Origin of the sequence: Hyphomonas jannaschiana VP2 (assembly GCF_000685215.1) — a bacterium.
GTDB classification, from domain to species: domain Bacteria; phylum Pseudomonadota; class Alphaproteobacteria; order Caulobacterales; family Hyphomonadaceae; genus Hyphomonas; species Hyphomonas jannaschiana.
In genome coordinates this window covers 13,098-38,564 of record NZ_ARYJ01000019.1, presented here as the reverse complement: position 1 = coordinate 38,564, position 25,467 = coordinate 13,098, and the positions used below count along the sequence as shown (strand labels likewise).

Here is a 25,467-nt window from a genome sequence, read left to right as displayed (position 1 = left end):
CACCAAGCGCCTTCACGGGCGTCGCACGTGCTGGTTCCTATTCCGGGTCCAGGGGCTGTGGCCGCAGATCGGCCGGACCTGAATCCGTCTCCGGATCTGTCTCCGCCGGGCCCGACTCTGGAGGCGACTCTGGCGGCGGTTCTGGCGCGGGCATTGTCTCCTGCCCGAACCGGTCCTCGGCGTCCTGCAGGAAACTGTCGAACTCGTCCGGGGTCTCCGTCACCGCATCATCCTGTGGCGCATCTCCTGCCCCCTCTTCCGGGGGTGGCGGCAGGTCCGGCAGGGAGGGCCGGGCGGCCGGGGTTTCGGGCCGGACCTCCGGACGGGTCTCCTGCGGTGCGGCGGGTTGCGGCTCTGCCGGCCGTCTGGGTGCGGAGCGGCGTACCGCCTGCTCGTCGAGCACGCAGGACGCGAGTCCCTCTGAGCGGACCACCCGCATACGGGCCTGCAGCGTGCCGGCGCGTTTAGACACATATGGCCCCGGCGGGTCGAGCCGCCATTTGTTCGGGCTCGGCAGGACGGCGGCCAGCAACGCGGCCTCCCGCTCTGTCAGGTCGGCGGCGGACTTGCCGAACCGCGCCTCAGCCGCCGCCTCGGCGCCGAAGATGCCGTCGCCCCATTCGGCGACATTCAGATAGGCCTCCATCACCCGGCGCTTGCCCCACATACCGTCGATGAAGGTCGCAAACCAGGCTTCGGCGCCCTTGCGGGCAAAGCCGCCGCCATTCCAGAGGAAGACATTCTTCGCCGTCTGCTGGGTGATGGTGGACGCCCCGCGCAGGCCCTTGCCCTGCTTGTATTCGTCAATCGCCTTCTCGATCGCATCCCGGTCGAGGCCGGTATGCTGGCAGAAGCGCGTGTCCTCCGCCGCAATCACGGCGAGGACGAGATTGGGAGAAATGTCGTCGATGGAAACCATCTTGCGCTGGATCTGCTCACCGCCAATCGCGCGCTGCGCCATCAGCACGGTGCCCGGCACCGGCGCCGCCTTCAGAACGAGGGCATAGATATGCACGCCGACAAACAGGCCGAGCGCGAATTTCAGCACCCAACCCAGATAGTCCATCAGGCCCCGGCCTTGCGGCTGTTTCCGAGGGATCTTCTTCATGCGCTTCTGTTCCATTCCCTCAGCACATCGGGGTCTGTTTCCCCGGCCACGTTCTGTGAACGCGCGAATGAGAACCGCTCCGCATCCAGTTGCAAGAGGGCCCATGCAGCCGCCCCGCGCACCAGCGCAGAGGCGTCTGTCACGAGACCTTCCAGCTGCGGAACGAACCGGGCCGCGCCGGAGTTCCCAATCGCGATGCAGACATTGCGTACGAACCTGTCTCGCCCGATCCGTTTTATGGGCGAGCCAGAGAACACTTCGCGGAAGGCGGCATCGTCCAGCGCGGCGAGTTCATCGAGGCCGGGCAGTTTCAGTTCGGCGCGCGCATGGAAGGCCGCTTCGCTGGCTGCGCTGGCGAACTTGTTCCACGGGCAGACGGCGAGACAATCGTCACAGCCATAGATCCGGTTGCCCATCGATGCGCGGAATTCCTCCGGGATCGGGCCCTTGTGCTCGATGGTGAGATAGGAAATGCACCGCCGCGCATCGAGCTGGTACGGCGCGGGGAAAGCCTTGGTCGGGCAGATGTCGAGACAATTCCGGCAACTGCCGCAATGATCCGCCTCGGGCGTATCGGGGACAAGTTCGGCATCCGTCAGCATCACGCCGAGGAAGAACCAGGACCCAAGGTCCCGGCTGACAAGGTTCGTGTGCTTGCCCTGCCAGCCGAGGCCGGCTTTCGCCGCCAGCGGCTTTTCCATCAGCGGCGCGGTATCAACGAAGACTTTCACCTCCGCCCCGGTCTTCGCCACGAATTCCCGGGCGAGCTGTTTGAGGCGGGACTTCAGCGTATCGTGATAGTCCCTCCCCCGTGCATAGACGGAGATGTTCCCGGCCTCGCGCTGCTGCAGCGTGTCCATCGGATCATGGTCCGGGCCATAGTTCAGCGCGACGGTGATGGCAGACTTCGCACCCGCCCACATGGAGGTGGGCGTACGCCGCCGTTCCAGCGTCGTCTCCATCCAGTCCATCGTGCCGTGGCGGCCGGCCTCGACGAAGGCCTCCAGCCGCTCAGACGCCGCCCAGGCTTCATAGGCCCGCGCAATCCCGACCGCATCGAAGCCGAGCGTAAGGGCGTGCTGTCTGGCAAATTCGGCGCGATCCGCCGGATCAGAAATCAAGGTCGGCATAGTGCGGCGAAGGTCGCACGGCAGCCAGCCGGTCGGCAAGCAGCGGACGGAAGCTCGGCCGTGATTTCAGCCGCGCATACCAGGTGCGCAGGTCCGGCACGGCGGCCCATTCCACGTCGCCGAAATAATCGCAGGCCGAGAGGTGCGCTGCCGCGGCGAGGTCTGCCAGCGTCAGGTCCCGCCCGGCAATGAAGCCATGTGTCTCGACCAGCGCGTTCAGGAAGGTCAGCCGCCCGCGCAGCGTGTGGGCGCCCCGGCGGAGTTTTTCAGAGTCCGGCTGGCGGTCACGCCGGACCCACTGCATCACCCGCTCGGTCAGCAGCTTGTCGGTGACCTCCTCGAAGCCCTCCTCGACCCAGGCCCAGAGGCGCCGCGCTTCGGCGCGCTGGCCGAGATGCAGCGGCAGCAGGTGCTGGCCTTCGACCGACTCTTCCAGAAATTCGCAGATTGCCCGCGTGCCCACAGCCACGATGCGCCCGCCGGTCCCATCCTGCAGCAGCGCCGGGGCCACAGCGCCGGGGCCGAGCAGTTTCAGGTCCGGATGCGGCGACCAGGGCGCAGATTCCACGGTCTCAAATCCCAGCCCCTTCTCGGCCAGACAGAGACGCACCAGCCGTCCGGCCGGATCGAGGTTCCAATGGTAAAGTCTGATCATGGGCTGCAAGCCCCTAGGCTGTCGTCACACGATAATTAATCCACAGGAGTAAAGAACGTCTATCCGAACGGAAAAAGCTGTGGTTCAAAAAAGGCCTGAATATTCACCGAAGAGATCCTCCCATGAAATCCAGACTTGCGACCGCTCTCCTGGCCGGTGCCGCCTCCTTCGTCCTGCTTTCCGCCTGCAGCACGCCAGCTGAAACCGAAGCTGTAATGACGGCCTCGATCGAAGCACCCGTTCTTCAGGCCGAAGCGCCGACCGGCCAGCTTCCGGAAGGTGTCCGCCCGACAGCCTACCGCCTGGACCTGGTGACAGACCCGAGCGCGGCCACCTTCACCGGGCATGAGGAAATCGACCTGGCGCTGGAAAAGCCGCACGCCCGCATCTGGCTGCATGCGCTTGGCCCGGTCGTCTCCTCCGTGAAGGCCGTGCTGCCGGACGGGATGGAGATCGCCGCTACATTCACGGGCGATGAAGCCGCCGATGGCGTCTCCCGCATCGATTTCGCCGCGCCGCTGCCAGCTGGCCCGGCCACGCTCGTGATCGAGTATGAAGCGCCCTACAATCTCAACCTCGCAGGCCTGTACAAGGTCGAACAGGCTGACCGGCCCTATCTCGTCACGCAGATGGAACCGATCGATGCCCGCCGAATGTTCCCCTCCTTCGACGAGCCGCGTTTCAAGACGCCCTACACGCTGACCGTCACCGCACCGGAAGGCATGGAAGTCGCTGCGAACGGCGCGGACGCCGGCTCCGAAGATCTCGGCAACGGCATGGTGCGCCACAGTTTCGCAACGACGCGTCCGATCCAGTCCTATCTCGTCGCCCTGATGGTCGGCCCGTATGACAAAGTGGTCGCAGACCCGATCCCGGCGACGGCTGTCCGGGCTGAGCCGGTGCCGCTGCGTGGCTTCGCGGCCGCCGGCAAGGGCGAGAAGCTCGCCGATGCGCTCGACATCACGGATGAAATGGTCGAGTGGCAGGAAGCCTATTTCGACTATCCCTACCCGTATGGAAAACTCGACCTGATCGCCGCGGCGGACTTTGCCTATGGCGCAATGGAAAATGCCGGGGCCATCGTCTATCGCGAAGCGGCGCTGCTGATCGACGACCGGACCTCGCTCGCCCGCCAGCGCGCCATCTTCAACACGCATGCACACGAGCTGGGCCACCAATGGTTCGGCAACCTCGTCACGCCAGCCTGGTGGAATGACATCTGGCTGAACGAAGCTTTCGCAACCTGGATCAGCTCCAAGACGATGAACGGAATCGATCCGGACGGGGAATGGGACCTTGCCCCGATCATGTCCAGCCTGACGGCCATGCCGACCGACAGCCTCGCCTCGACCCGCCAGATCCGGAACCCGATCCGGACCAATGGCGACATCAATGATGCGTTCGACTCCATCACCTACCGCAAGGGCGGCAGCGTGCTGAACATGTTCGAGACCTATCTGGGTGAAGACGCGTTCCGCGATGGCATGCGCCTGCACATGCGCCGCTTCGAAGATGGCGTCGCCACCGCCGAGGACTTCATGCAAAGCCTTGCCGATGGATCCGGCCAGCCGGATGTCGTCTCGTCCTTCACCTCCTTCATTGCACAGCCGGGCATTCCATTCCTGGACGTACAGGTCAGCTGCAGCGGAGAGACCGGCGAACTGGCCATCACCCAGAGCCGCTACGCTCCGCTCGGCTCCACGATCGATACCGAAGCCCAGACCTGGGAAATCCCGTTTGCGGCCCGCGTGCATGATGCCTCCGGCGATCACATCGTCCGGCAGATGCTGTCCGGCAAGTCCAGCACGATTGCCCTGGACAGCTGCCCGGACTGGGTGATGCCGAATGCGGGCGGCGCCGGCTATTGGCGCTTCGTCACCGATGCAAACAATGCTGCAGCCCTGCGCGAGAACTATGCGTCGCTCAAACCGGCCGAGCAGATGATGCTGACCGATTCCATCAATGCCGGCTTCAGCGCCGGCAAGGTCAGCGCGACAGACATGGTTGCCGGGCTCGAAGCCGCAACAACCGGATCGGCGGCCGCTGTCAGCACATCGATCGACATGATCGGGACACTGAAAGCTTCGCTCGATAAAGACGGCAAGGCTGAACTGGCTGACTGGGTCGAAGCAAATTACGGCCCTGTCGGCGAATACCTTTTCGATCGCCCGGCAACAGCCCTGACCACATCGGAACGCCTGCTCGCGCCGAAACTCTGGAACCTCCTGCTGAACGAAGGCAACCGGGCTGACGACCGTGCCGTCTTCACCGCGCAGGCAAAAGCCTATCTCGGCATCGGACAGGATGCAGACCCGACCGCCCTGCCCGCCGAAGACCTCGGCGCGGCTGTCGCCATCGGTATCGAAGATGAAGGACAGGCCTTCTATGACGGCGCCCTCGCCTATGTCCTCGCATCGCAGAACCAGACGGAACGGGCCACCATCCTATCCGCGCTGGCCGGCAATGGGTCGGAAGCGGTCGTGATGGATCTCTTCAAGCGGGCGCTCGGTGACGAGATCTCGGGTAATGAGCTCTACACGATCTATCGCGCTTCGCTGGCCAATTCGGATGTCCGCCCGGCGATCTGGCCGATGATGAAAACGAATTTCGCCTCCATCGTCGCGAAGATCCCGTCGATCCGCAAACCGCAGACCGCAAGCGTGACCGGCTATTTCTGCACGGCCGAAGATGTGGCGGATGCGAAAGCCTTCTTTGAGAGCCAGGCAGACCTGATCCCCGGCTATGAACGTTCGCTGATGCAGGGCGTCGAGCGCGGCGAGCTTTGCAGCGCCGAGAAGGCGAGCACGGCCGACGAGATCAAAGCGGTCTTCTCGGACAACTGATGAAACCGTCCCGCACCGGATAAATGCCGGTGCGGGACAATTTCCCTAGCGTTTCATGAAGTGGCGCACAGCATCGGCGGCCAGCGCGAACTTCGCAAAGCTCCACGCCTTTTCCTTGCCGAGCTCTGCCAGCGTCGCCAGCATGTCGCGGCGGCCTTCCTGATGATGGGCAAGCCAGGGCCCCGCCCCGCCGACCGCCAGCGCATCGCGCGCAGCATCGGCCTGCGTCTGCACCAGTTCCACGATCAGGCGGCGGCCAGCGACACGGTCCCAGAAACCGGCTTTGGCAAGCCCGTCCAGCGCCGACACGCGAAGCCGGTCGAGGCGCAGCGCCTCCCCGATCTGGAAGAAGCACTCACCGGCTTCCGGCACCGCTTTGCCGGTCGTCCTTGCCAGGTCCACCACAACCAGTCCTTGCGCGAACAGGCTCATGGCCGACGCCCAGCGTGCCAGTTCCTCCGGCGCGCCGCGGCGCATCAGCGTACGGGTGGAGCGTTCGATCTGCGCGGCCGGGAAATGGGTGTGGATGTCCGCCAGCGCGGCCTTGAATTCATTCAGCGGCGCATGTGTGGCATCGACCAGTTCCTTCAGCGTACCTTTCGGCATGGCCGTGACGAACCAGGCAGCCGCCGCACTCATCGCCTGGGCTGCCAGCAGGCGAAGGTCGGTCTGCACATCGGCATGGACGACATTGTCGAGCGCATCGACTTCACGCTGGAAGCCATCGAAGTCCAGCACGACACGGGCCGCTTCCAGGCCGCGCACAATGGCAGCCATGTCTGTCGTATCGGTCATCTCCCGCATACGGAAGATGGTAACGGGCCCGCCCATGTCCAGTGACCGGTTGGCCAGAACCGTGGCAATGATCTCCCGCTTCAGACGGTGGGCATCCATCGCCTCGCCAAAAGCATCGATCGGGCTCGGGAAGTAAGCCTTGAGGACGTCCTCGAAGAAGGGATCATCCGGAAGGTCAGAGGCAACAAGGTCGTCGAACAGGGTGATCTTCGACCAAGCGAGCACCACGGCAAGTTCCGGCCGGGTCAGCCCCTGCCCCTGATCGGCGCGTACTTTCATGTCGCCGGTATCCGGCAGCACTTCCAGTTCGCGGTTCAGGACACCCCGGTCTTCGAGATGCACCATCAGCCGCTCCAGCGCCTCATGATCCTGTTTCACCGTCGCCTCGGAGAGCGTCAGCGCGGCCGTCTGGTCGTAATTGTGACGCAGCACATGTGCGGCCACATCATCCGTCATCTCGGCCAGCAGGTCGTTACGGTCTTCTTCCTTCAGGTTTCCAAGCCGGATCGCATCTGCCGCCAGGATCTTGATATTCACTTCGTGGTCAGAGGAATCGACACCGGCAGAGTTGTCGATGGCGTCGGTATTGATCCGGCCGCCTGCCAGCGCGAACTCGATCCGGGCCGCCTGTGTCAGGCCGAGATTGGCCCCCTCGCCCACAACCCGGGCGCGCAGCTGATGTGCATCGACCCGGATGGCATCATTGGCGCGGTCGCCCACGTCGCCATGGGTTTCCTTGTCGGACTTCACATAGGTGCCGATACCGCCGAACCAGAGCAGGTCCGCCTGCGTCTTCAGCAGGGCGTGGATCAGCTGATCGGGCGTCACCTGGTCAGCGCTGAGCCCTGTCAGCGCCTTGATCTCGTCGCTGAGCGTGATCGACTTGGCCGACCGGGGGAACACGCCGCCACCTTCGGATATGAGGCTGGTGTCATAGTCTTCCCAGCTCGATTGAGGCAGGTCGAACAGCCGCTGGCGCTCTGCCAGGTTCTTTTTCGAATCGACCGGGTCCGGATCGACAAAGACGTGCATGTGGTTGAATGCCGCGACGAGGCGGATTTCGGGCGACAGCAGCATGCCGTTGCCGAACACATCGCCGCTCATGTCGCCGACACCGATCACGGTGAAGGGTTCGGTCTGGATGTCCTTGCCCATTTCCCGGAAATGGCGCTTGACCGCTTCCCACGCTCCGCGCGCGGTGATGCCCATCTTCTTGTGGTCATACCCTGCCGATCCGCCGGACGCGAACGCATCGCCCAGCCAGTGGCCTTTTTCGAGACTGATCGCATTGGCCGTATCGGAGAAGGTGGCCGTGCCCTTGTCGGCGGCGACGACGAGATAGGGATCTTCTCCGTCCCAGACGACCGTATCCGCCGGATGCACAACCTTGCCGTCGACCAGATTGTCGGTCAGCTCCAGGAGCGCCGTGATGAATTCCTTATAGGCCTCGCGTCCGGCCTCGAACCAGGCATTACGGTCCGACCGGTCGGGCAATTGTTTCGGATAGAAGCCGCCTTTTGAGCCAACCGGCACGATCACGGCGTTCTTCACCTGTTGCGCTTTCACAAGGCCCAGGACTTCGGTGCGATAGTCGGCGGCGCGGTCAGACCAGCGCAGGCCGCCGCGGGCGACCGGACCGAAGCGAAGGTGAACGCCTTCGACCTTCGGGCTGGACATGTAAATCTCGCGGAACGGTTTGGGTTCCGGGATTTCGCGCAGCACGCGGCTGGCGATCTTCAGACTGACAAAACTGTGCGGACCACCATCGGCCGCAGTCTGGTAGAAATTGGTCCGCTGTACACCCAGGATGAGGTCGGTCAGCCGGCGCAGCACCTGATCGTCCGCAAGCGCGGACACATCCCGCAGGCTCACCTCGATCCGGTCACAGATTTCGCGGCACGCCTCTTCCCGCTTGCGCAGGCTCATCTCGCTGGAAGGATCGAACCGGCAGGCAAAAAGTTCGATCAGCTGGCGGGTCAGTTGCGGATAACGGGCGAGCGCCGCTTCCTGGACATCCTGCGGCTGGTCCAGCCCGGTCTGCCGGCGATAGGCGCACAGGGTACGGATCAGCGCCGCTTCACGCCAGGTCGCGCCGGCCGTGAGGATGAGCCGGTTAAAACCGTCATTCTCCGCATACCCGCTCCAGACGGCCACGAACGCATCTTCAAGACGACGGGCAACCTCATCCAGATCGATGGACGCCGCGTTCTCGGTGCGCATTGACAGGTCGTGTACCCAATAAACATCCGGCGCATCCGGGACGGGTTTCTCTGTCGGACGGATCGGATAACCCGTCTCGAATGCCGCGAACAGGCCCATCTTCTCGAAGACCGGCACACAACGCGACAGAGGAATCGATCCGTTCCGGGAATAGATTTTCACCCGGATCTTGTCCGCATCCTCCTGCACCGTCTGGTAGGCGCGGGCAACAATGGGCGCACCGGAATTCAGCTGCGCCATCATGGCAACATCGCGCATTGCCTCTTCCGGAGAGAACGCCTCGCGATAAGCGGCATTGAATCCGCCGATAAACGTCCGGGCCCCTTCCGCGTCGATCGGGTTTAAATCAGCCTGCATCATGGCTTCGCGCAGGGCCTGATCCCAGGTGCGGGCAAGCCGGGCGATCTCCGCCTCCAGTTCCGCGACATCCGGTTCCGGATGGCTCCGGTCAATCGCGATCTGGAAGTGAACGCGCGCCAGCGGCCCGGTATCAAAATAGGGCTGGAAGCGGATCAGATGGCCATTATAGGCCCGCTCAAGCGTCTCTGTGATGCGTTCACGCAACGTGGTGTCATAGGCCTCGCGTGGCACGTACACAATCGCGGAGGCAAAGCGGTCGAACTGGTCTCGGCGCAGGAACAGCCGCGTGCGTGGCCGGCCGATCAGGTGGAGGGCGCCCATGATCATCGGGGCCAGCACTTTGGACCCGGTCTGGAACAGCTCGTCGCGCGGCCAGGTTTCCAGCAGATTCGCGATCGCCTTTTCTGTGTGGCCGCCCGGTGTTGCCCCGGAGGATGCAATCACCTTAAGCACACGGCGGCGGATGAACGGGATGGAGCGGGCAGTCTCGTCATAGGCCTCGGCCGTGAAGAGGCCAAGGAAGCGGACCTCACCATTCACCCGCCCCTGCTCATCATATTGTTTGACGCCGACATAGTCGCAGGCAACGCGGCGATGGATCCGGCTGATCAGCGTCGACTTTGCCACGATCAGGGGGAAAGGCTCCTCCAGAAGCTCGCCGATACCAGGGGTGAGCACGAGCGGCTCTGCATCGCGCGACAGAACGTTCAGGTCCTCGTCGCGCAGCAGGCCGAGATTGCTGCCCTCGATCATGATCGGCTCTTCCGGCAGGACGCGGCCTTCGGCATCGGTTTCAAACCGGTATTCGCGGCAGCCCAGGAAGACGAAATGGTTTTTGGTCAGCCATTCCAGGAATGCGACGGCCTCATGCGTATCCGCATGGCGGGGCTCTTCCAGAACGGACAAGCGGCGGATTTCCTCGCGCATCCGCTCTTTCATCGGCTTGAAGTCCGCAACCGCCTGGGCCGTATCCTTCAGCGTCCTGCGGGCCCCTTCCACCAGCCGGTCGGCTTCCCGGTCCGTCAGGCGCGGCAGATGAATCTGGATGACCGAAATCATGCGCCCGTCAGCCAGACGCACGACCGGGTGGAACAGGGTGCGGACTTCAAATCCCTGGTCGGCACACTCCCCCAGCAGCGAGTCGACCAGAAACGGCATGTCCGGACTGGCTGTTTCGAGAATGCTGCGACCGAGCTTACCGGATGCCCCGTCCGCGTCGGCGAGGATACGGACCTTCTGCTCGCCTGCCGGAAGCACTGAAGCCCAGCTCCACAAGCCGCGGGCCAGTGTTTCAATATCGGCCGGTTCCAGGCCGCTCAGGTCTTCATTGCCTGACTCCAGCCTGACCTGCGTCAGCACCTGATCGAGCGGATCGGCGGCGGCAGTCTGATTGTTCATGGAAATGACTCACACACAAAGAGGAAGGATTCGGTGTTGCTCCGGTCTAACGCGGGTCACCTATTCCTTCAACTTGGTGGTTTCAATTGAAACTTTCGTGTTGCGCTGGCGAACAGGGATCAGTTTTGCCCAAATAAAACGGACCCGCCGAACGGGGACGTGTTCGGCGGGCCCTACAGGCCTTGGTCCGCAGGCTGGGTGGGGGGACGCACGCGGAGGCCTGATCGCTTTATAACGTATATTATCTTGAATATTTTATCCGCAAGAGCGGCATCTCAGTCCACTTGCAAATTCCTGAAATACTGAAGGTGTGAGTCGTTCAGATCGCGGTACAGTTGTGGAGTGCCATGAATTGGTTTTAGGCTCCACCGTCTTGTGCAGCACCAGCTGTAACTCGCGCCGTCTGAAGCCCTCCCTTGCCCTGCGGATTGCCGTCTGAAGACAATAAAATCGCGATCCAGCGCGTCGCTTCGGACTGCGCGAACAGCACCATCATCAGCACCGTCAGGGGGGCCGACAGGAACATGCCCGGGATGCCCCAGATCACGCCCCATATGGCCAGTGCCAGCAACACAACCAACGACGACAGGTTGAGTGATTCTCCCATCATACGGGGCTGGATGAAGTTCCCGATCGAGAACTGCCAGAAGCTGACAACGGCCAGGACCAGCCCGGCATAGATGTACGTATCCTGTGGCGGCATGCCCGGAACCCAGGCTGGCATGCTGGGCTGCACCAGCGCGAACAGCGGCGGCACCATCGCTGCAACGATCGATCCGACGGTCGGGATGTAATTCAGGACAAAAATCAGCGCTGACAAAAACAGCGCATTCTTCACGCCCAGCACCAGAAGTGAACAATAGGTGAGCACGGTGATGAGGGCGGAAATCACGGTCTGCGTCCAGAGATAGCTTTCGATCCCCCGGCGGGCCTCGTCCCCCACTTCGCGAACCTGCGCACGCGCATCCGGCTCCGGGAACATGTTGTCCAGCTTCCGCGTCCAGCCGGACTGCGCCAGGAACAGGAAGGCGACATAGATCAGGATCAGCACGACATCGCCTGACAGATCCCCCGTCGCATTGGCAATCGTGGCGAAGAAGCGCTGGCCGGTCTCGTTGAACAGCAATTCCTGCAATGTCGGCGCCCCGGTCATGTGGACGACGTCATAGGCATCGCTGATCAGGCCGTTGATCTTGGTCTCATACTCCCCGGCATCGCGGCCGAACTCGGCGATGCCATTGGCCATCAGACCGATGAACCCGATGAACCCGCCAAGCACCAGCAGGATGGCGATGACGCGCGCATGGCCGATCTTCAGGAAACGGGTCCAGTTGTCGATCATCGTGGCAAAGCCCTCGATGGTCAGGAACAGGAAGACGGCCAGCGCGAACGGCGCGAGAATGGCCCGCGTCCAGTAAAGGAACGCGATGATCACACCTGTTGCGATGACCCAGATTCCGGTGGTGGCAGCGCGGCTCATTTCCGTTCCCCCTTCGCTTTGGCCAAGCGTGGCGCCAGCCCCGCCCGGCGTCAAGCAGCCCGCCCACGGCCCGGATCTGTTACACCCCGCCCCTTGCCGAATCCGGCGAATTCTCTAGCGTCCCGGCAGGAACGGAAGAGGCGGGGAATCCATGACAGACTCCATTTTCATCGGCGGCGCAGACGCGAACGGAACCGGCAAGCCGGACGTTGCGCAGGAACTGCTGCTGAAGATCGCCAACCGCCACGGCCTCGTCGCCGGCGCGACCGGCACTGGCAAGACCATCACGCTGCAGATCCTCGCGCAGGGCTTTTCCGATGCCGGCGTGCCGGTCTTCTGCGCTGACGTGAAGGGTGACCTCTCAGGCATCTGCGTCCCCGGCAGCGAGAAACACCCGCTGCATCCGAAACTCGTCTCCCGTGCCGAAAAGATCGGCCTGGAGGACTATTCCTATGCTGGCGCGCCGACGATTTTCTGGGACCTGTTCGGTGAGAAAGGCCACCCCGTCCGCACGACGATTTCGGAAATGGGCCCGCTGCTGCTATCCCGCCTGATGGGGCTGACCGATGCGCAGGAAGGTGTGCTGAACATCGCCTTCGAATATGCCGACGATAACGGCCTCCTGCTGCTGGACCTGAAAGACCTCCGCAAACTGCTCGCCCATATGGGCGACAAGGAAATCCGCGACGAACTCAGCAAGGAATATGGCAACATCGCCTCAGCCTCCCTCGGCGCCCTGCAGCGCAACCTGCTGGTCATGGAACGCGAAGGCGCCGAGCACTTCTTCGGTGAACCGGCCCTGGAACTGAGCGACATGATGCGCACCACCACCGACGGACGCGGTGTCGTCAGCGTGCTGGACTCCACCCGCCTCATCAACAGCCCGAAACTCTATTCCACCTTCCTGCTGTGGCTGCTGTCGGAATTGTTCGAACAGCTCCCGGAAGTGGGGGATCCGGACAAGCCGAAACTGGTCTTCTTCTTCGACGAAGCCCACCTTCTCTTTGATGACACACCCTCTGCCCTGCTCCAGAAGATCGAACAGGTCGTGCGCCTGATCCGCTCCAAGGGCGTGGGCGTCTTCTTTGTGACGCAGAACCCCCGCGACCTTCCGGAAAGCGTGCTCGCGCAGCTCGGCAACCGGTTCCAGCATGCTCTGCGTGCCTACACACCCGCAGAACGCAAAGGCGTTCGCGCAGCCGCGGATTCCTTCCGTCCGAACCCGGCTTTTGACACAGAAGAAGTGATTACGACGCTTGGCGTGGGTGAAGCCCTGGTCTCGACGCTCGACGCAAAGGGCGCACCGAGCATTGTTCAGCATACGGTGGTTCGACCACCAGCCTCGCGGCTCGGCCCGGCCGAAGAGACCGAGCGCAAGAAAGTGATGAACGAGAGCCCCGTCGCAGGCAAATATGAAGGCGTGGTCGACCGCGAGTCCGCCTACGAAATCCTCGAAGCCAAGGAAGCCAAAGCCGCCAAGGAAGCAGAGCGTCTGGCCAAGGAGGAGGAAAAAGCGAAGGAAGAGCTGGAGAAGAAAAAGGCCCGGGCAAAGAAGACGTCCAGCCGCTCCCGCCGCATGTCTCCTTTGCAGAAAGCCGGCAACCAGGCCGCGCGTTCGGCAGCCCGCGAATTCACGCGCTATATCCTGCGCGGCATTCTCGGCAGCATGAAGCGCTGAACCGGACGCCTAGTTCGGACGGGTATTCGTCTCGGCGTCTTCGATCATACCGTATTCGTCTTCATCCTCATCCGTCATGTCTGACGGGTCGTCATGGGATGAATGGAACACCTGGCCTTCTTCATAGGTCTCTTCGGCGGGCTCATCCGCATAGGCCGGGCCCTCATCGATGACCGTGTCCACGGCGGCGAGCGATGCGGCCGCCTTTGCCTCATCCTCAGCCCGTGCAGCGGCTTCCTTCTCCGCCTTTTCAGCTGCCTTGGCCGCCTTGCGGGCTTCTTTCTCAGCCTGTTTCGCGGCTTTCTTCGCCGCCTTTTCTTCAGCCTTTCGCGCCGCCTCTTCCAGCTGTTCCGGTGTCTTGCGGCGGCCGAATGGCGCGTGAATGTCAGCCTTCCGGTCGTACTGCATGGAATAATATTCGTGCGCCGTATGGGTCAGCGGCTTCGGCGTGAGGTGCAGGCCGTAGGCCCGCAGGCGCTCAACCACTTCATCGCGCAGATACATGCCGGGCAGCGACTGCTGGGTGAAATTATGCCCCTTCATCCAGTCACGGACATCCCAGGAACGGACACGGCCCACTTCAGACGGCCGGGCACCGCCATGCACTTCCCACATATAGAGCGTCGCAATGCCATTGATCGTGGCATCCATGGCATCGTCCAGCGAGTCGACCGGGTCACGGCCCTGCGCCAGCGCCGCGCGCAACGCCATCTTGCGGGCTTCGAGTTCCTGATAGGTGTTGCCGATGACGGCCAGCGCATTGCGGTTGGCGCGGATCATGGACGCATTCACGCCGTCCAGCTGGGGATGGCGGACCGGCAGCAGCAGGTCCGGCCCGGCCTGTTGAATGGCATGGACCTGACCGAGTTCGGAGACGAAGCGCTGGAGATTAATCCGCAGCTCATGGCTGACCCCATCCAGGGCCGAGACAATCCCGGCCTGATGCTCTTCGCGCATGCGCCAGAGGTGCCAGGCAACCAGCAGCCCGGCGGCGATCATCAGAGAGACCCCGCCGGTGATGAACGTGTAGAATTGCGATTCACTCATTCTGAGCTCCCCTCCAATCAGCCCGAACGCACCAGCCCCGCGCCCGTTCAGGTTAATGGAGCGAAAACCTTAGCGGCTGAGCGCCCGTCCCGCAATCACCTGCAACTTGTGGATCGTTTCCGGATTCCGGGCGGCCTCTGCCGTAATCAGCGCGTAATCGAGGCAGGTATCGATCCCGTCCGGACTCGGTGTACGCTCCGTTCCGCTCAGTTTTTCCGCCAGTTTTACAACGGCTTTCCGGCCGATCGCGCTGTTGCGGGCCATCACTTCCAGCACATTGGTCACCGTGACCGCCTCTTCCTCTTCGCGCCAGCAATCATAATCCGTCACCATGCCCAGCACGGCATAAGGCAGCTCGGCTTCGCGGGCGAGCTTGGCCTCGGGCATCGCGGTCATGCCGATCACGTCACAGCCCCACTGGCGATAGAGTTTTGATTCGGCGAGGGACGAGAATTGCGGCCCCTCCATGGCGATGTAAGTCCCGCCGCGATGCACTTTTGCCCCGGCCGCCTCGGCGGCGTCTGCCGCCAGCGCGCTGAACCGGGCGCAGACCGGACGGGCCATGGACACATGCGCCACCATCCCCTCCCCGAAAAAGGTCTTGGCCCGGGCGAATGTTCGGTCGATGAACTGGTCGGCGGCCAGAAAATCTCCCGGAGCATATTGTTCCTGCAGGCTGCCGCAGGCGGAGATGGCCAGCACATCGGTCACACCAGCCATTTTCAGCGCGGCGATATTCGCCCGGTAAGGCACTTCGCTTGGCGACAGGCGGTGACCACGGCCGTGGCGAGGCAGGAAAACCAGCTTCACATCGCCGATCCGGCCATGCACCAGCGCATCGGACGGCGCCCCCCAGGGCGTGTCGACCGTCTCTTCACGCCGGTCTTCCAGTCCGTCGATTTCATAAAGGCCGGAGCCGCCAATAATGCCGAGGGTCCATTTGCTCATGTGTTCGTCCTGAAGTCTTTGCGCATGCCGATGGGCGGCGGGGAACGCGGGTTAGGCGTGGTCAGTTCCACATCATCCGCCAGCACGTAACCAAGCCCGGCATAGAAGTCGACCAGCCTCACCTGGTCGTGACGGACGGCGAGCTGCGCGCCCTCTGCCCCGGCTTCACGGCCGGCCTGCTCGAGGGCTTTCAGAATGAGCTCGCCGAAGCCGCGCCTGCGGCACGCTTCCAGCACGCCGATCCGTTTGATCTCCATCCAGCGCCCCTGCCCTGAAGGCCCCGGCACAGGCACCCATCGGCCGGACCCGATGGCCACCGGCCCGTCGAACAGGATGGCGCCCCCGCCTTTTTCCAGCTGCGCGGCAACAGATTCGGGCGTTTCGGTGAAAACGGTCGATTCCGGTGACACGCGCCCGGTCCAGATCCGGCGCGTCAGCTCTTCCATGAGTGCGCTGTCTGCAAGGCCCGCCCGCCGGAGGTTTATACCGGACGCTCCGGCGGCAGCAGGATCACTCACAGACAGCCCTGACAATCGCTTTGGAAAAGTGGTCTTCGGTTCGCAGGAACTCCACGAAGCATTTGCCATCTTCCGACGTGTGAATGCGGGCACCGATCGGGAATAGTCCCTCCTGGCCATTTATAGTCATGGTATAGCCCTTCGTGGTCCGGTCGAGGTAGCTCATGCTCACCCGTTCGCCATTGCCCATCACGATGGTCTTGGTCTCCCGGGCCGGGACAGCGACGCCTTCATCAGTGAGCAGCACGCCGTCGACATTCGGCAATTGCAGACCTGCCGCCTTCTCCGCGACCTTGCGGCTGATCGCGTCCGCCCGTGTCAGGACATCTGCGGCCTCCCCGGCCGCTGATGGGTCAATATCCTGCATCTTTTCAAGATTTTCAGCGATCCGGTCGAGCGAGGACGCCATACCCGACAGGGATTTTGGCGACGTGTCGCCAAGCGCGAACAGGACACCCAGACCGCCGACAAGCGCGCCGCCGACCGCCCCGGCAGCATTCGCAATATTCAGGAACTTTCCTTCAGCCATATCTCCCTCCACCTGAGGGCACGGAAGATAAGGGTCAGATCGCCAGCGCCGCAAGAAAAAAGCCCCGGCAAAACCGGGGCTTTTCAATTCATTAGGTCTGCCAGACCGAGCCTTAGTGGTCGATCTTCCGCCAGATCTGCTTGTAGGAGAACCACAGCAGGACAGCGAGGATGAGGAGGTAAGCCATCACAGCCAAGCCGAGCGACTTGCGGTGTTCCTGCTTCGGCTCACCGGCCCATGCCAGGAACTGAGCGACGTCATAAGCCATCTGCTGAACCGTTGCCTCCGTGCCGTCGGTATACTCGACGCGGCCTTCCAGCAGCTGCGGCGGCATCGCCAGGAAGCCACCTTTCGGGGCATGACGCGGGTCGCCTTCGAAGTTCGGCGTCGTGTCACCAGCCATGTACGGGTTGTAGTACTGGCCCGGATTTACCTTCAGCAAGCCTTCGGCATGCTCGTCACCATGGCCACCCATTTTCGACATGTCGACATAGGTGACCGTCTCGCCGTCGACTTCACGCTGAACGAACGCATCGTCATGCGGATAGCCGGACAGAAGGTGGTAGACATAGCTGGCACCGCCATGGCGGGCCTTGGTGATGACCGACAGATCCGGCGGTGCAGCGCCGCCATTGGCAGCGCGGGCCGCTTCAACGTTCGGATATGGGCTGCGGAACGTGTCAGCCGGCGTGGCCGGACGATAATCGAACTCGCCAATATCATTCGGCGTCGGGCTGAGAATTTCGTTCTCGGCGGCCAGCGCCTTCACAAACGGGTTGTCGTTCGGGTTCGGATAAGCCGGATCATAGAACGGACCACCCGGTTCACCTAGGTTCCGGTAGCTCATCAGCTTCATCGAGTGGCACGATGAACAGACCTGATGATACACCTGATAACCGCGCTGCAGCGAGGCCTGGTCGAACTGGCCCGTCGGACCTTCGAACGGCCAGCCGCCTTCGGGCGGGTGCGGGTGCTCGGCGCCGCCTGCAGCATGCGCTGCAGCGGTGAAGATGAGTCCGGCCAGGCCGGCAGTGAGGAGTCGAAGCGCTTTCATGGTTCCCCTGGCTCCCTATTCCGCCGGAATGGCGGTTGCCGTCGACGCCTTGTGGCGCTTCAGGACCGACTTGTGGATGGATTCCGGAACTTCCTTCGGCTTCTCGGTCAGGCCGATGAAGAACAGGATCACGAAGTAGCCGAAGTAGCAGAAGGTCAGAATCAGCGAGAGGTGACGGAACTGGAAGGTCGGTGCCGGCACAGCCGACAGAGACGGGTTCGCGTCAGCCGGAAGCGTTTCCATGAAGCTCTTGGCATCGTGGTAGGCTTCGCCGCCGCCTCTGTATTCGCTGGTCACTTCCACATCGTTTTCGGTGTAGCTGACGACCAGTTTCGATTCGCCCTGCAGTGCCGGGATCACGGCATCGTCCGGGTTCGCCGCGCCGCACCAGCCAAGCAGCAGGCAGACTGCGACAAAGCCGAAGAAGAACTGCTTTGCGACCGGACGGTAGCGCATGGACTTCACTTTCGACGTGTCCAGCCATGGCAGCAGGAACAGGACCGCGATGGCCGCGAACATGAAGATCACACCCAGCAGTTTGGCCGGGATCGGGCCGAGGTCGAAGGTAATGGCGCGCAGGATCGCGTAGAACGGCAGAAGGTACCATTCCGGCACGATGTGCGACGGGGTCACCAGCGGGTTGGCCTCAACATAGTTGTCGGCATGGCCCAGCACGTTCGGAGCGTAGAAAACGAACACAGCGAACATGATGAGGAAGATGACGATCGCGAAGGCGTCCTTCACCGTGTAGTACGGGTGGAACGGAACCGTTTCCTTCTCGACGTCCTGGACTTCAACACCGGTCGGGTTGTTGTTGCCCGGCACGTGCAGGGCCCAGATGTGAAGGATCACAACAGCGGCGATCATGAATGGCAGCAGATAGTGCAGCGAGAAGAAGCGCTGCAGGGTCTGGTTGCCAATCGACGGTCCGCCCATCAGCCAGGTCTGGATGCTTTCACCGACCAGCGGGATCGCACCGAACAGGCCGGTGATCACGTTGGAACCGTGATAGGACATCTGGCCCCAGGGCAGCATGTAGCCGAGGAAGGCCGTTGCCATCATGAGAAGGTAGATCACACAGCCAAGGATCCAGAGCACTTCGCGCGGTGCCTTGTATGAGCCGTAATAAAGGCCACGGAACATGTGGATATAGACCGCGAGGAAGAACATCGAGGCGCCATTGGCGTGGATGTAGCGAAGCAGCCAGCCATACGGCACGTCGCGCATGATGCGCTCAACCGAAGCAAAGGCGCCGTCGACGCTCGCTTCGTAGTGCATGGCCAGAATCACACCAGTGATGATCTGGGTGGCAAGGCAGACCGCCAGAATGCCACCGAACGTGTACCAGTAGTTCAGGTTCTTCGGGGTCGGGAAATTGATTGCCGTATCCTGGGCGAACCGGATGATCGGCAGGCGGGTATCCAGCCAGCGAGTGAACGCATTGGTCGGAGTGTAAGAAGATTCGTGTCCGCTCATGGGCTACCGTCCTTACAGCGAGATGTTGACCACGGTGTCCGAAACATAGCGGTAGTTCGGAACCGGAAGATTGCGGGGGGCCGGGCCTTTGCGGATGCGGCCGGACGTATCGTAGTGCGAACCGTGGCAAGGGCAGTACCAGCCGCCGAAGTCGCCGGTGTTGCCTTGTGCCGGGCCAACCGGGACGCAGCCGAGGTGCGTACAGGATCCTGACGTGATCAGGATGGCCCGGTTCAGCTCGCCGTTCTGCATCGGATGCAGACGCTCGTCATCGGTCTGCGGGTCACGCAGAGATGCGACGTTCACCGACTCGGCCATGGCAATCTCGGCCGGGGTACGGTGACGGACAAAGAAAGGCTTGCCCCCGATGAGCACGCGGATTTCGCTGCCCAGCGGGATCTTGGAGATGTCGACGTCCAGGGCCGAAGCGGCCTTGGTATCTGCTGCCGGGTTCCACTGGTCGACAGCGACCCAGGCGAACATGGCAGCACCGCCGAAAGCTGCCGCTCCCGTCGCGATGTGAATAAAATTGCGGCGGTCCTCGTCAACAGCACCGCCGTGCTCAAGTGATGTCTGATCGGTCACGCTTTTCCCGTCCTCAACAGGCAGAGTTCTGGCCCCGTATTACAGAACCCCGCCCCCTCGCACATTGCGGCAAGTGGGCGCGGGCCAGCCCCCTGAGATACACTGAAAAAGGGCGTTATCCTGACTTGAGCCCTGTGACAACAGGGGGCTTGCAAGCTGTGCAGCTTACGCCACAAGACAAATCCCATGACGATGACCGATCCCGAAACCCAAAAACAGCGCGCACGTGACTGGTTCCGTGCCCTCCAGGAAGACATCTGCAGCCGCTTCGAAGCCATCGAACAAGCAGCCGAACCGCCCTTGTACCGGGGCGATCCGGGCAAATTCGAACTGACGGAATGGAAACGCGGCGACGGTAGCGAGGACCTGGGCGGCGGACGCATGGGCCTGATGCGCGGCAAGGTCTTCGAGAAAGTCGGCGTCCACTTTTCCGAAGTTTTCGGCACATTTTCAGAGGCTTTTGCTGCACAAATTCCCGGCGCAGACCAGTCCGGCGGGCGATTCTGGGCCTCCGGCCTCTCCCTCATCGCCCATCCGCGCAACCCGCACGTGCCGGCGGCGCACATGAATACCCGCATGCTGGTGACCAGCCAGAGCTGGTTTGGCGGCGGCGGCGACCTCAATCCCCTTCTGGCTTACCAGCGCGATCAGGCCTTCGAAGATTCTGTGGAATTCCACACCGCCATGAGAGCGGCCTGCGATGTCCACCCCGGCGCCGACTATGCGCAGATGAAGGAAACCTGCGACAATTACTTCCACCTGCCCCACCGGGATGAGCCGCGCGGGACCGGTGGTATTTTCTACGACCGCTTCAATACCGGCGATTGGGACGCAGACTTTGCCTTCACCCGGGAAGTCGGCATGCAGTTCGCGGACATCTATCCGAAACTGGTGCGGAAACGATTCCGGCAGGCCTGGAGCGAAGCCGAGCGCGAGGAACAGCTGATCCAGCGCGGCCGCTATGTGGAGTTCAACCTGCTCTACGACCGCGGCACGACCTTCGGCCTGAAGACCGGCGGCAATGTCACCAGCATCCTCTCCTCCATGCCGCCGGTGGTGAAGTGGCCCTGACCGGCCACTCGCTGGCCTGTAATTCCGGCAGCAGCGCCTGTTCCACAATCAGTTTCTCCACCATAGCGGGATGGAATTCCCGCGCTTGGGGTACACCGGAGACGTTTTCCTGATTTCCCAATATAATGGGAAGTCTGATGGTGGACGACAGCCGGGCCCCTCCCTGGGGTGCCAGCCTGGTGCTGGTGCTGGCGACGGCTATGGCCGGCGCTATGGGCGGAATTGTCACCCGATCCGGCAAGGCGCTCTGGTATTCCGGTCTTCAGAAATCCGCCCTGACACCGCCCGACTGGGTGTTCGGTGTCGTCTGGCCGGGCCTCTTTTCCCTGATGACGCTGAGCGCCCTGCTCGTGCTGTGGCGGGCGAAGGATCTTCACGCCGCCAGCCGCCCGCTGGGCATCTATTTCGCAATGCTGATGGTGAATGTCGGCTGGAGCCTGTTTTTCTTCGGCCTCAAACAGGTGGAACTGTCGCTTGGCGTTCTGATGGCCCTCTGGCTGCTGATCCTCGCCATGATGGGCGAATTCGCGCGGATTTCGAAAGCCGCGGCCTGGCTCCAGCTGCCCTACCTGCTCTGGGTCAGCTTTGCGGGCTATCTGAACCTATATATCTGGTCGGCTAATCCAGCCGGCTGAGCCGGGCCAGCAATGCCTCGCGCGGCAGTGTGAACCCCGAAGCGATCCAGGCTTCCTCCGCCTCGGCCAGCGCCTTGCCGACTTCCGGCCCGGACAGGCCCGCCGCCAGGGCATCCGCACCGCCGAGCGGAAATACCGGCCGGGACCATCGCGCAGCGGAGGCCAGAACCAGCTTCAGGCTCTCCCCTGCCCCATTTGCCGCCTCGATCAGTGCCCGGTCGCAGATCGCCTCGATGCCATGACGATAGAATGCTTCGGCGAGATCTGCAGCGCTGAACGTCCCGACATGGGGAAGCGCCGGGTCCGCCCAGGCCGCCAGCCGGTCTCGCTCCGCATTCGACAGGCGCAGGACCCGGCTGACCTCACGCACCTCCCTCAGGCGGCGGGGCAGAAGAGCCATCAGCCTTTGCAGCGGATCCGGCCCGAGTCCCTCCCCCTGCTCGGCCGAGACCAGCGCCGGCAAGTCGCCCGCCGAAGCCTCCGGCAGGATCGCCGCCAGCACGCCGCTTTCCTCCATGGCCAGCATGGCATCCGACGGGTCCGGCGCCTCCAGCAGGCGTTTCAGTTCTTTCCAGATCCGCTCGCGGGCAATCTTTGCCAGCCCGTCCTTCTGCCGGGTACAGGCGGCGAGGCCTTCGGCATCAACTTCGGCGCCATACCAGGCATTGAACCGGAAGAAGCGAAGAATGCGGAGATAGTCCTCCTTCAGGCGCTGATCGCCATCGCCGATAAAGATGACCCGCCCGGCCAGCGCATCGGCGATACTGCCCGGAACCACTTCATGCAGCGTCCCGTCCGACCCGGCATAAATGGCGTTCAGGCGGAAATCCCGGCGCTGGGCGTCTTCCGCCCAGTCTTCGGTAAACGCAACCACGGCGCGGCGGCCATCGGTCTCCACATCCCGTCGCAAACTGGTGATCTCGAACGGTTTGCCGCCGACGATCGCGGTGACTGTGCCATGCTCGATCCCGGTCGGCAGGGCGCGGATGCCGGCCGCTTTCATCGCCGTCATCACGTCTTCCGGCAGGATCTGCGTCGCGATGTCGATATCGTCGGCCGGAATGCCCCGCAGTGTGTTGCGGACGCAGCCGCCGACAAATCGCGCGCCGCCCGGCCGTGCTGCCTCAAGCGCCGCCATCACCGCCCGGGTTCCCGAAGCGTCCAGCCAGTCGGCCGTGATCTGCTGAGGCACCTCGTCAGTCCGGGCCATTTTCCGTGACATCCGTCCCGTCGGTGGGCAGTTCGACCGAGCCGCCCGGATCGGCGCTGCCGGCCCGACCCGCGTCTTTCAGGTCATGGGCGCAGGGATAAAACTCTCCCGGCACCAGTTTGCCATCCACATAGCGGGTCGGCTTCTGGCACATTTCCGGTTCGCGCTTTTCCAGGAAGGTCATCGCGAAGAAGCCCGCCACTGCCAGCCCCAGCCCGATCAGGAACAGCATGTTGATTGGCCACTTCCGCCGGCCTTCATGCTCTGCCGTCGTCGTGGCCAGAAGGTAGAGCCCGAACACGACGAACGGGATCGAGAAGAAAAAGAGTTCGAAGAGTATCCGTCCGGCCAATGTTCCGGTTCCTCGCTTTTGGTATTCGTCAGGATAGGCAGATGCCGAAACCAGCGAAACCCTAAACAGACAATGCCTTACGCTTCGTAGAGCGTTTCATAGAGCCGCTGGATGATTCCCGCGGTTACGCCCCAGATGCGGTAGCCATTGTGCGGCATCTCATAATACCGGCGCGGTTTGCCCCGATAGATCGCCTCCCCCATCCGGTGATTGCGGGCGTCCATCAGGAAATCGAGCGGGGTTTCGAACACGTCAGCCACCTCGGTCGGGTCCGGCACGGGCTCGAAGTCCGCCGGCAGGAGGCCCACGACTGGGGTGATACGATAGCGCGTCCCGGTCACATAAGGCGCGCCCTTGCCGAGGATCTGCACGTCATCCGGGACGACGCCGACCTCTTCTTCCGATTCACGAAGGGCCGCTGCCACCTCGTCGAGGTCGATCGGGTCTATCTTGCCACCCGGAAAGGCCACCTGCCCGGCATGATCGGCCATGGTCGTCGGCCGCACGGTGAGTAGCGCCGTCGGGCCTGAGACCCGCGGAATCACACCGACCAGCACGGCAGCCGGCCGGATGATCGCGACTTCTTCCGGTGACAGGAAATCCATGTCGCCTGTCTCCCCCAGCCGGCCATTACCAACCGGCGGATCGAGCCGCGATTCGACGCGCGCAATGAAGTCTTCGAGACCGGACCAGGACATGATGTTCGCCTTCACGCCGCCGGCCCGATGGGGAAGAACACGCCCTGGCTCCAGACGCCAAGCACATCCGGGTCATCCGGCGAGGGCTCGGCCAGTTCGACCAGCTCATAGAAGACCGGCCGGGTCAGCTTCGCTTCCAGCCGCCCGCGCACCAGCACATATGGCGCCGGCTCGCCTGTTTCCGGATCGGTCTCGACGCGGATCGGCGCCTCCGGCCCGGCCAGCGTGATGTCATCCAGATTTGTCAGGAAAGCGAGCGTCTGATCCCTGCCCGGCTCGCCGACACGGTCCACCCGGACGCCCAGGAATGGGGCATCCTCGACCTTCACGATCACTTTTTCGTAGGGCGTGACCAGCCAGGTCTGACCGTCTTCATCCTTGCGCAGGATGCGGGAAAACAGCTTCACCAGCCGGTCCCGGTTAATGCGCGATCCCTCGTGCCACCAGCTGCCGTCGGCGTGGATTTCCATGCCGATGTCGGCACTGTGCTCGGGCTGCCAGAGATGCACAGGCGGCAGCTTTCCATCCAGCTTGCCCTCAGGCAGGATGTCTTTCAGCGTTTCTTCAAGGCTGATTGTGGTCGTTGAACTGGATGTCACACCTTCCTCCGCCTTGAAGAGGCCTTACAAATAGGTCTGATTGCACATGACGCAAACCCGGAGACGCTTTTAGAATATGGCTGATACTGATGTGACTGCCGAGGCGATTGTCGCCGATGCCGAGGCCGCCGCCGAAACCCTGCAGCAGGTGAAAGCCGAAATCGCCAAGGCCGTGTTCGGCCAGGAGCAGGTTGTCGAGCTGTCGCTGGCCGCCGTGCTGGCGGGCGGGCACGCCCTGCTGATCGGCGCGCCGGGCCTTGCCAAGACGCGTCTCGTGGAAGCCATGGGCACCGCGCTTGGCCTGACCAACCAGCGGATCCAGTTCACGCCGGACCTGATGCCGTCGGATATCCTCGGCTCAGAGGTTCTCGACGAGAGCGCCAGCGGCCAGCGGAGTTTCCGCTTCCTGCGCGGCCCGATCTTCACTCAGCTCCTGATGGCGGACGAGATCAACCGTGCCTCCCCGCGCACCCAGTCTGCCCTTCTGCAGGCCATGCAGGAACGTCACGTGACTGTGGCCGGCGTCCGGCATGACCTGCCCGCACCTTTCCATGTCCTCGCCACCCAGAACCCGATCGAGCAGGAAGGCACCTATCCGCTGCCCGAAGCCCAGCTGGACCGCTTCCTTCTAAAAGTGGACGTCAACTATCCGGACCTCGACACTGAGCGCCGCATCCTGATCGAAACGACCGGCGGCGCCGATCAGACCGTGCGCCCGGCTCTCGATGCCGAGCGGCTGATGGCACTTCAGGCGCTGGTGCGAAAAATGCCGGTCGGCGAGAGGATCGTCTCGGCCATCCTCTCCCTCGTCCGTGAAGCGCGGCCGGAACAGACCTCAGACCCGCATGTGAAACGCCTCGTCGACTGGGGCCCTTCCCCGCGTGCCGGACAGGCGTTGATGCTGGCGGCCCGCTCCCGCGCCCTGCTGCGCGGCCGGTTCGCGCCGAGCCTCGAAGATGTCGAAGCGCTGGCAGAGCCCTGCCTCGGCCACCGCATGGCCATGCGCTATGACCCGACCGGCGAAGCGCCAAGCCTCGCAGACCTGATCAACGACCTCGCACGGAAAGTGGCGTAGTAC

The 25,467-nt window shown here is 62.9% G+C and carries 21 protein-coding genes; 5 read left to right on the top strand and 16 right to left on the bottom strand.

Annotated elements, in window-relative coordinates; all coding sequences use genetic code 11:
* Positions 1 to 37: 37 nt before the first annotated feature.
* From mtgA to HJA_RS17160, 3 genes are read right to left on the bottom strand one after another with little or no spacing between them, the layout of a single operon-like run.
* Positions 38 to 1,108 (bottom strand): monofunctional biosynthetic peptidoglycan transglycosylase, encoded by a 1,071-nt coding sequence (gene mtgA / locus HJA_RS17170; protein WP_081814793.1) that lies wholly within the window; start codon positions 1,106 to 1,108, stop codon positions 38 to 40.
* Positions 1,105 to 2,238 carry a tRNA epoxyqueuosine(34) reductase QueG gene (queG, locus tag HJA_RS17165; protein WP_035584829.1) on the bottom strand — a complete coding sequence of 378 codons (1,134 nt, stop codon included), beginning with the start codon at positions 2,236 to 2,238 and terminating at the stop codon, positions 1,105 to 1,107. Before queG ends, mtgA begins: the two co-directional genes overlap by 4 nt.
* A complete protein-coding gene (locus HJA_RS17160) occupies positions 2,219 to 2,893 on the bottom strand; it encodes a glutathione S-transferase family protein (protein ID WP_035584856.1) in 675 nt (224 codons plus the stop codon). The genes queG and HJA_RS17160 overlap by 20 nt, the downstream gene beginning before the upstream one ends.
* 122 nt (positions 2,894 to 3,015) lie before the next feature.
* Here HJA_RS17160 and HJA_RS17155 point away from each other — a divergent pair, with 122 nt between their 5' ends.
* On the top strand, positions 3,016 to 5,736 hold the full coding sequence (locus tag HJA_RS17155; RefSeq protein ID WP_035584826.1) for a M1 family metallopeptidase: 2,721 nt from the start codon (positions 3,016 to 3,018) through the stop codon (positions 5,734 to 5,736).
* Between the two features lie 45 nt (positions 5,737 to 5,781).
* Here HJA_RS17155 and HJA_RS17150 read toward each other — a convergent pair whose 3' ends face one another.
* Entirely contained in the window at positions 5,782 to 10,509 is a 4,728-nt protein-coding gene (locus HJA_RS17150) for an NAD-glutamate dehydrogenase (RefSeq protein WP_035584824.1), read from the bottom strand.
* A gap of 358 nt (positions 10,510 to 10,867) precedes the next feature.
* Positions 10,868 to 11,989, bottom strand: a complete 1,122-nt coding sequence (locus HJA_RS17145; RefSeq protein WP_035584821.1) for an AI-2E family transporter — start codon at positions 11,987 to 11,989, stop codon at positions 10,868 to 10,870.
* A 151-nt stretch (positions 11,990 to 12,140) separates the two neighbouring features.
* On the opposite strand from HJA_RS17145, the gene HJA_RS17140 reads away from it, so the two are divergent.
* Complete coding sequence (locus HJA_RS17140) at positions 12,141 to 13,667, top strand: helicase HerA-like domain-containing protein (RefSeq protein ID WP_035584818.1); 1,527 nt, start codon at positions 12,141 to 12,143, stop codon at positions 13,665 to 13,667.
* A 9-nt stretch (positions 13,668 to 13,676) separates the two neighbouring features.
* Here the strand turns inward: HJA_RS17140 and HJA_RS18260 are convergent, their stop codons facing one another.
* The 7 genes from HJA_RS18260 to petA all read right to left on the bottom strand — a co-directional run bounded on the left by HJA_RS18260 (position 13,677) and on the right by petA (position 19,824).
* On the bottom strand, positions 13,677 to 14,714 hold the full coding sequence (locus HJA_RS18260) for a hypothetical protein (RefSeq protein WP_051597839.1): 1,038 nt from the start codon (positions 14,712 to 14,714) through the stop codon (positions 13,677 to 13,679).
* A gap of 69 nt (positions 14,715 to 14,783) precedes the next feature.
* A complete protein-coding gene (locus tag HJA_RS17130) occupies positions 14,784 to 15,662 on the bottom strand; it encodes an S-methyl-5'-thioadenosine phosphorylase (protein WP_035584815.1) in 879 nt (292 codons plus the stop codon).
* Positions 15,659 to 16,180 carry a GNAT family N-acetyltransferase gene (locus HJA_RS17125; RefSeq protein WP_162177089.1) on the bottom strand — a complete coding sequence of 174 codons (522 nt, stop codon included), beginning with the start codon at positions 16,178 to 16,180 and terminating at the stop codon, positions 15,659 to 15,661. The genes HJA_RS17130 and HJA_RS17125 overlap by 4 nt, the downstream gene beginning before the upstream one ends.
* Positions 16,173 to 16,709, bottom strand: a complete 537-nt coding sequence (locus tag HJA_RS18655) for a hypothetical protein (RefSeq protein WP_035584812.1) — start codon at positions 16,707 to 16,709, stop codon at positions 16,173 to 16,175. Before HJA_RS18655 ends, HJA_RS17125 begins: the two co-directional genes overlap by 8 nt.
* Positions 16,710 to 16,821: 112 nt before the next feature.
* Positions 16,822 to 17,763: a cytochrome c1 gene (locus HJA_RS17115; protein WP_035584809.1), complete on the bottom strand. Its 942-nt coding sequence runs from the start codon at positions 17,761 to 17,763 to the stop codon at positions 16,822 to 16,824.
* A gap of 15 nt (positions 17,764 to 17,778) precedes the next feature.
* A complete protein-coding gene (locus HJA_RS17110; protein WP_035584806.1) occupies positions 17,779 to 19,239 on the bottom strand; it encodes a cytochrome b in 1,461 nt (486 codons plus the stop codon).
* Between the two features lie 12 nt (positions 19,240 to 19,251).
* Positions 19,252 to 19,824: a ubiquinol-cytochrome c reductase iron-sulfur subunit gene (gene petA / locus HJA_RS17105; RefSeq protein ID WP_035584803.1), complete on the bottom strand. Its 573-nt coding sequence runs from the start codon at positions 19,822 to 19,824 to the stop codon at positions 19,252 to 19,254.
* A 186-nt stretch (positions 19,825 to 20,010) separates the two neighbouring features.
* On the opposite strand from petA, the gene hemF reads away from it, so the two are divergent.
* Together hemF and HJA_RS17095 are read left to right on the top strand one after the other, a co-directional pair.
* A complete protein-coding gene (gene hemF, locus HJA_RS17100) occupies positions 20,011 to 20,895 on the top strand; it encodes an oxygen-dependent coproporphyrinogen oxidase (protein WP_035584800.1) in 885 nt (294 codons plus the stop codon).
* Positions 20,896 to 21,032: 137 nt separating this feature from the next.
* Positions 21,033 to 21,530, top strand: coding sequence for a TspO/MBR family protein (locus HJA_RS17095; RefSeq protein WP_162177088.1), 498 nt, complete (start codon positions 21,033 to 21,035; stop codon positions 21,528 to 21,530).
* On the opposite strand, the gene HJA_RS17090 is transcribed toward HJA_RS17095, so the two are convergent.
* The 4 genes from HJA_RS17090 to HJA_RS17075 all read right to left on the bottom strand — a co-directional run bounded on the left by HJA_RS17090 (position 21,514) and on the right by HJA_RS17075 (position 24,389).
* The gene (locus tag HJA_RS17090) at positions 21,514 to 22,740 is read right to left on the bottom strand and encodes a CCA tRNA nucleotidyltransferase (RefSeq protein WP_241764396.1); all 1,227 of its coding nucleotides are present in this window, start codon (positions 22,738 to 22,740) and stop codon (positions 21,514 to 21,516) included. The genes HJA_RS17095 and HJA_RS17090 overlap by 17 nt on opposite strands.
* The gene (locus tag HJA_RS17085; RefSeq protein ID WP_035584797.1) at positions 22,727 to 23,092 is read right to left on the bottom strand and encodes a DUF6111 family protein; all 366 of its coding nucleotides are present in this window, start codon (positions 23,090 to 23,092) and stop codon (positions 22,727 to 22,729) included. Before HJA_RS17085 ends, HJA_RS17090 begins: the two co-directional genes overlap by 14 nt.
* Before the next feature lie 77 nt (positions 23,093 to 23,169).
* A complete protein-coding gene (locus tag HJA_RS17080; RefSeq protein ID WP_051597836.1) occupies positions 23,170 to 23,790 on the bottom strand; it encodes a CoA pyrophosphatase in 621 nt (206 codons plus the stop codon).
* Positions 23,791 to 23,801: 11 nt separating this feature from the next.
* Positions 23,802 to 24,389 (bottom strand): DUF1285 domain-containing protein, encoded by a 588-nt coding sequence (locus HJA_RS17075; protein ID WP_241764395.1) that lies wholly within the window; start codon positions 24,387 to 24,389, stop codon positions 23,802 to 23,804.
* A 76-nt stretch (positions 24,390 to 24,465) separates the two neighbouring features.
* Between HJA_RS17075 and HJA_RS17070 the strand changes: the two genes are divergently transcribed.
* A complete protein-coding gene (locus HJA_RS17070; protein WP_035584791.1) occupies positions 24,466 to 25,464 on the top strand; it encodes an AAA family ATPase in 999 nt (332 codons plus the stop codon).
* Positions 25,465 to 25,467 lie beyond the last annotated feature (3 nt).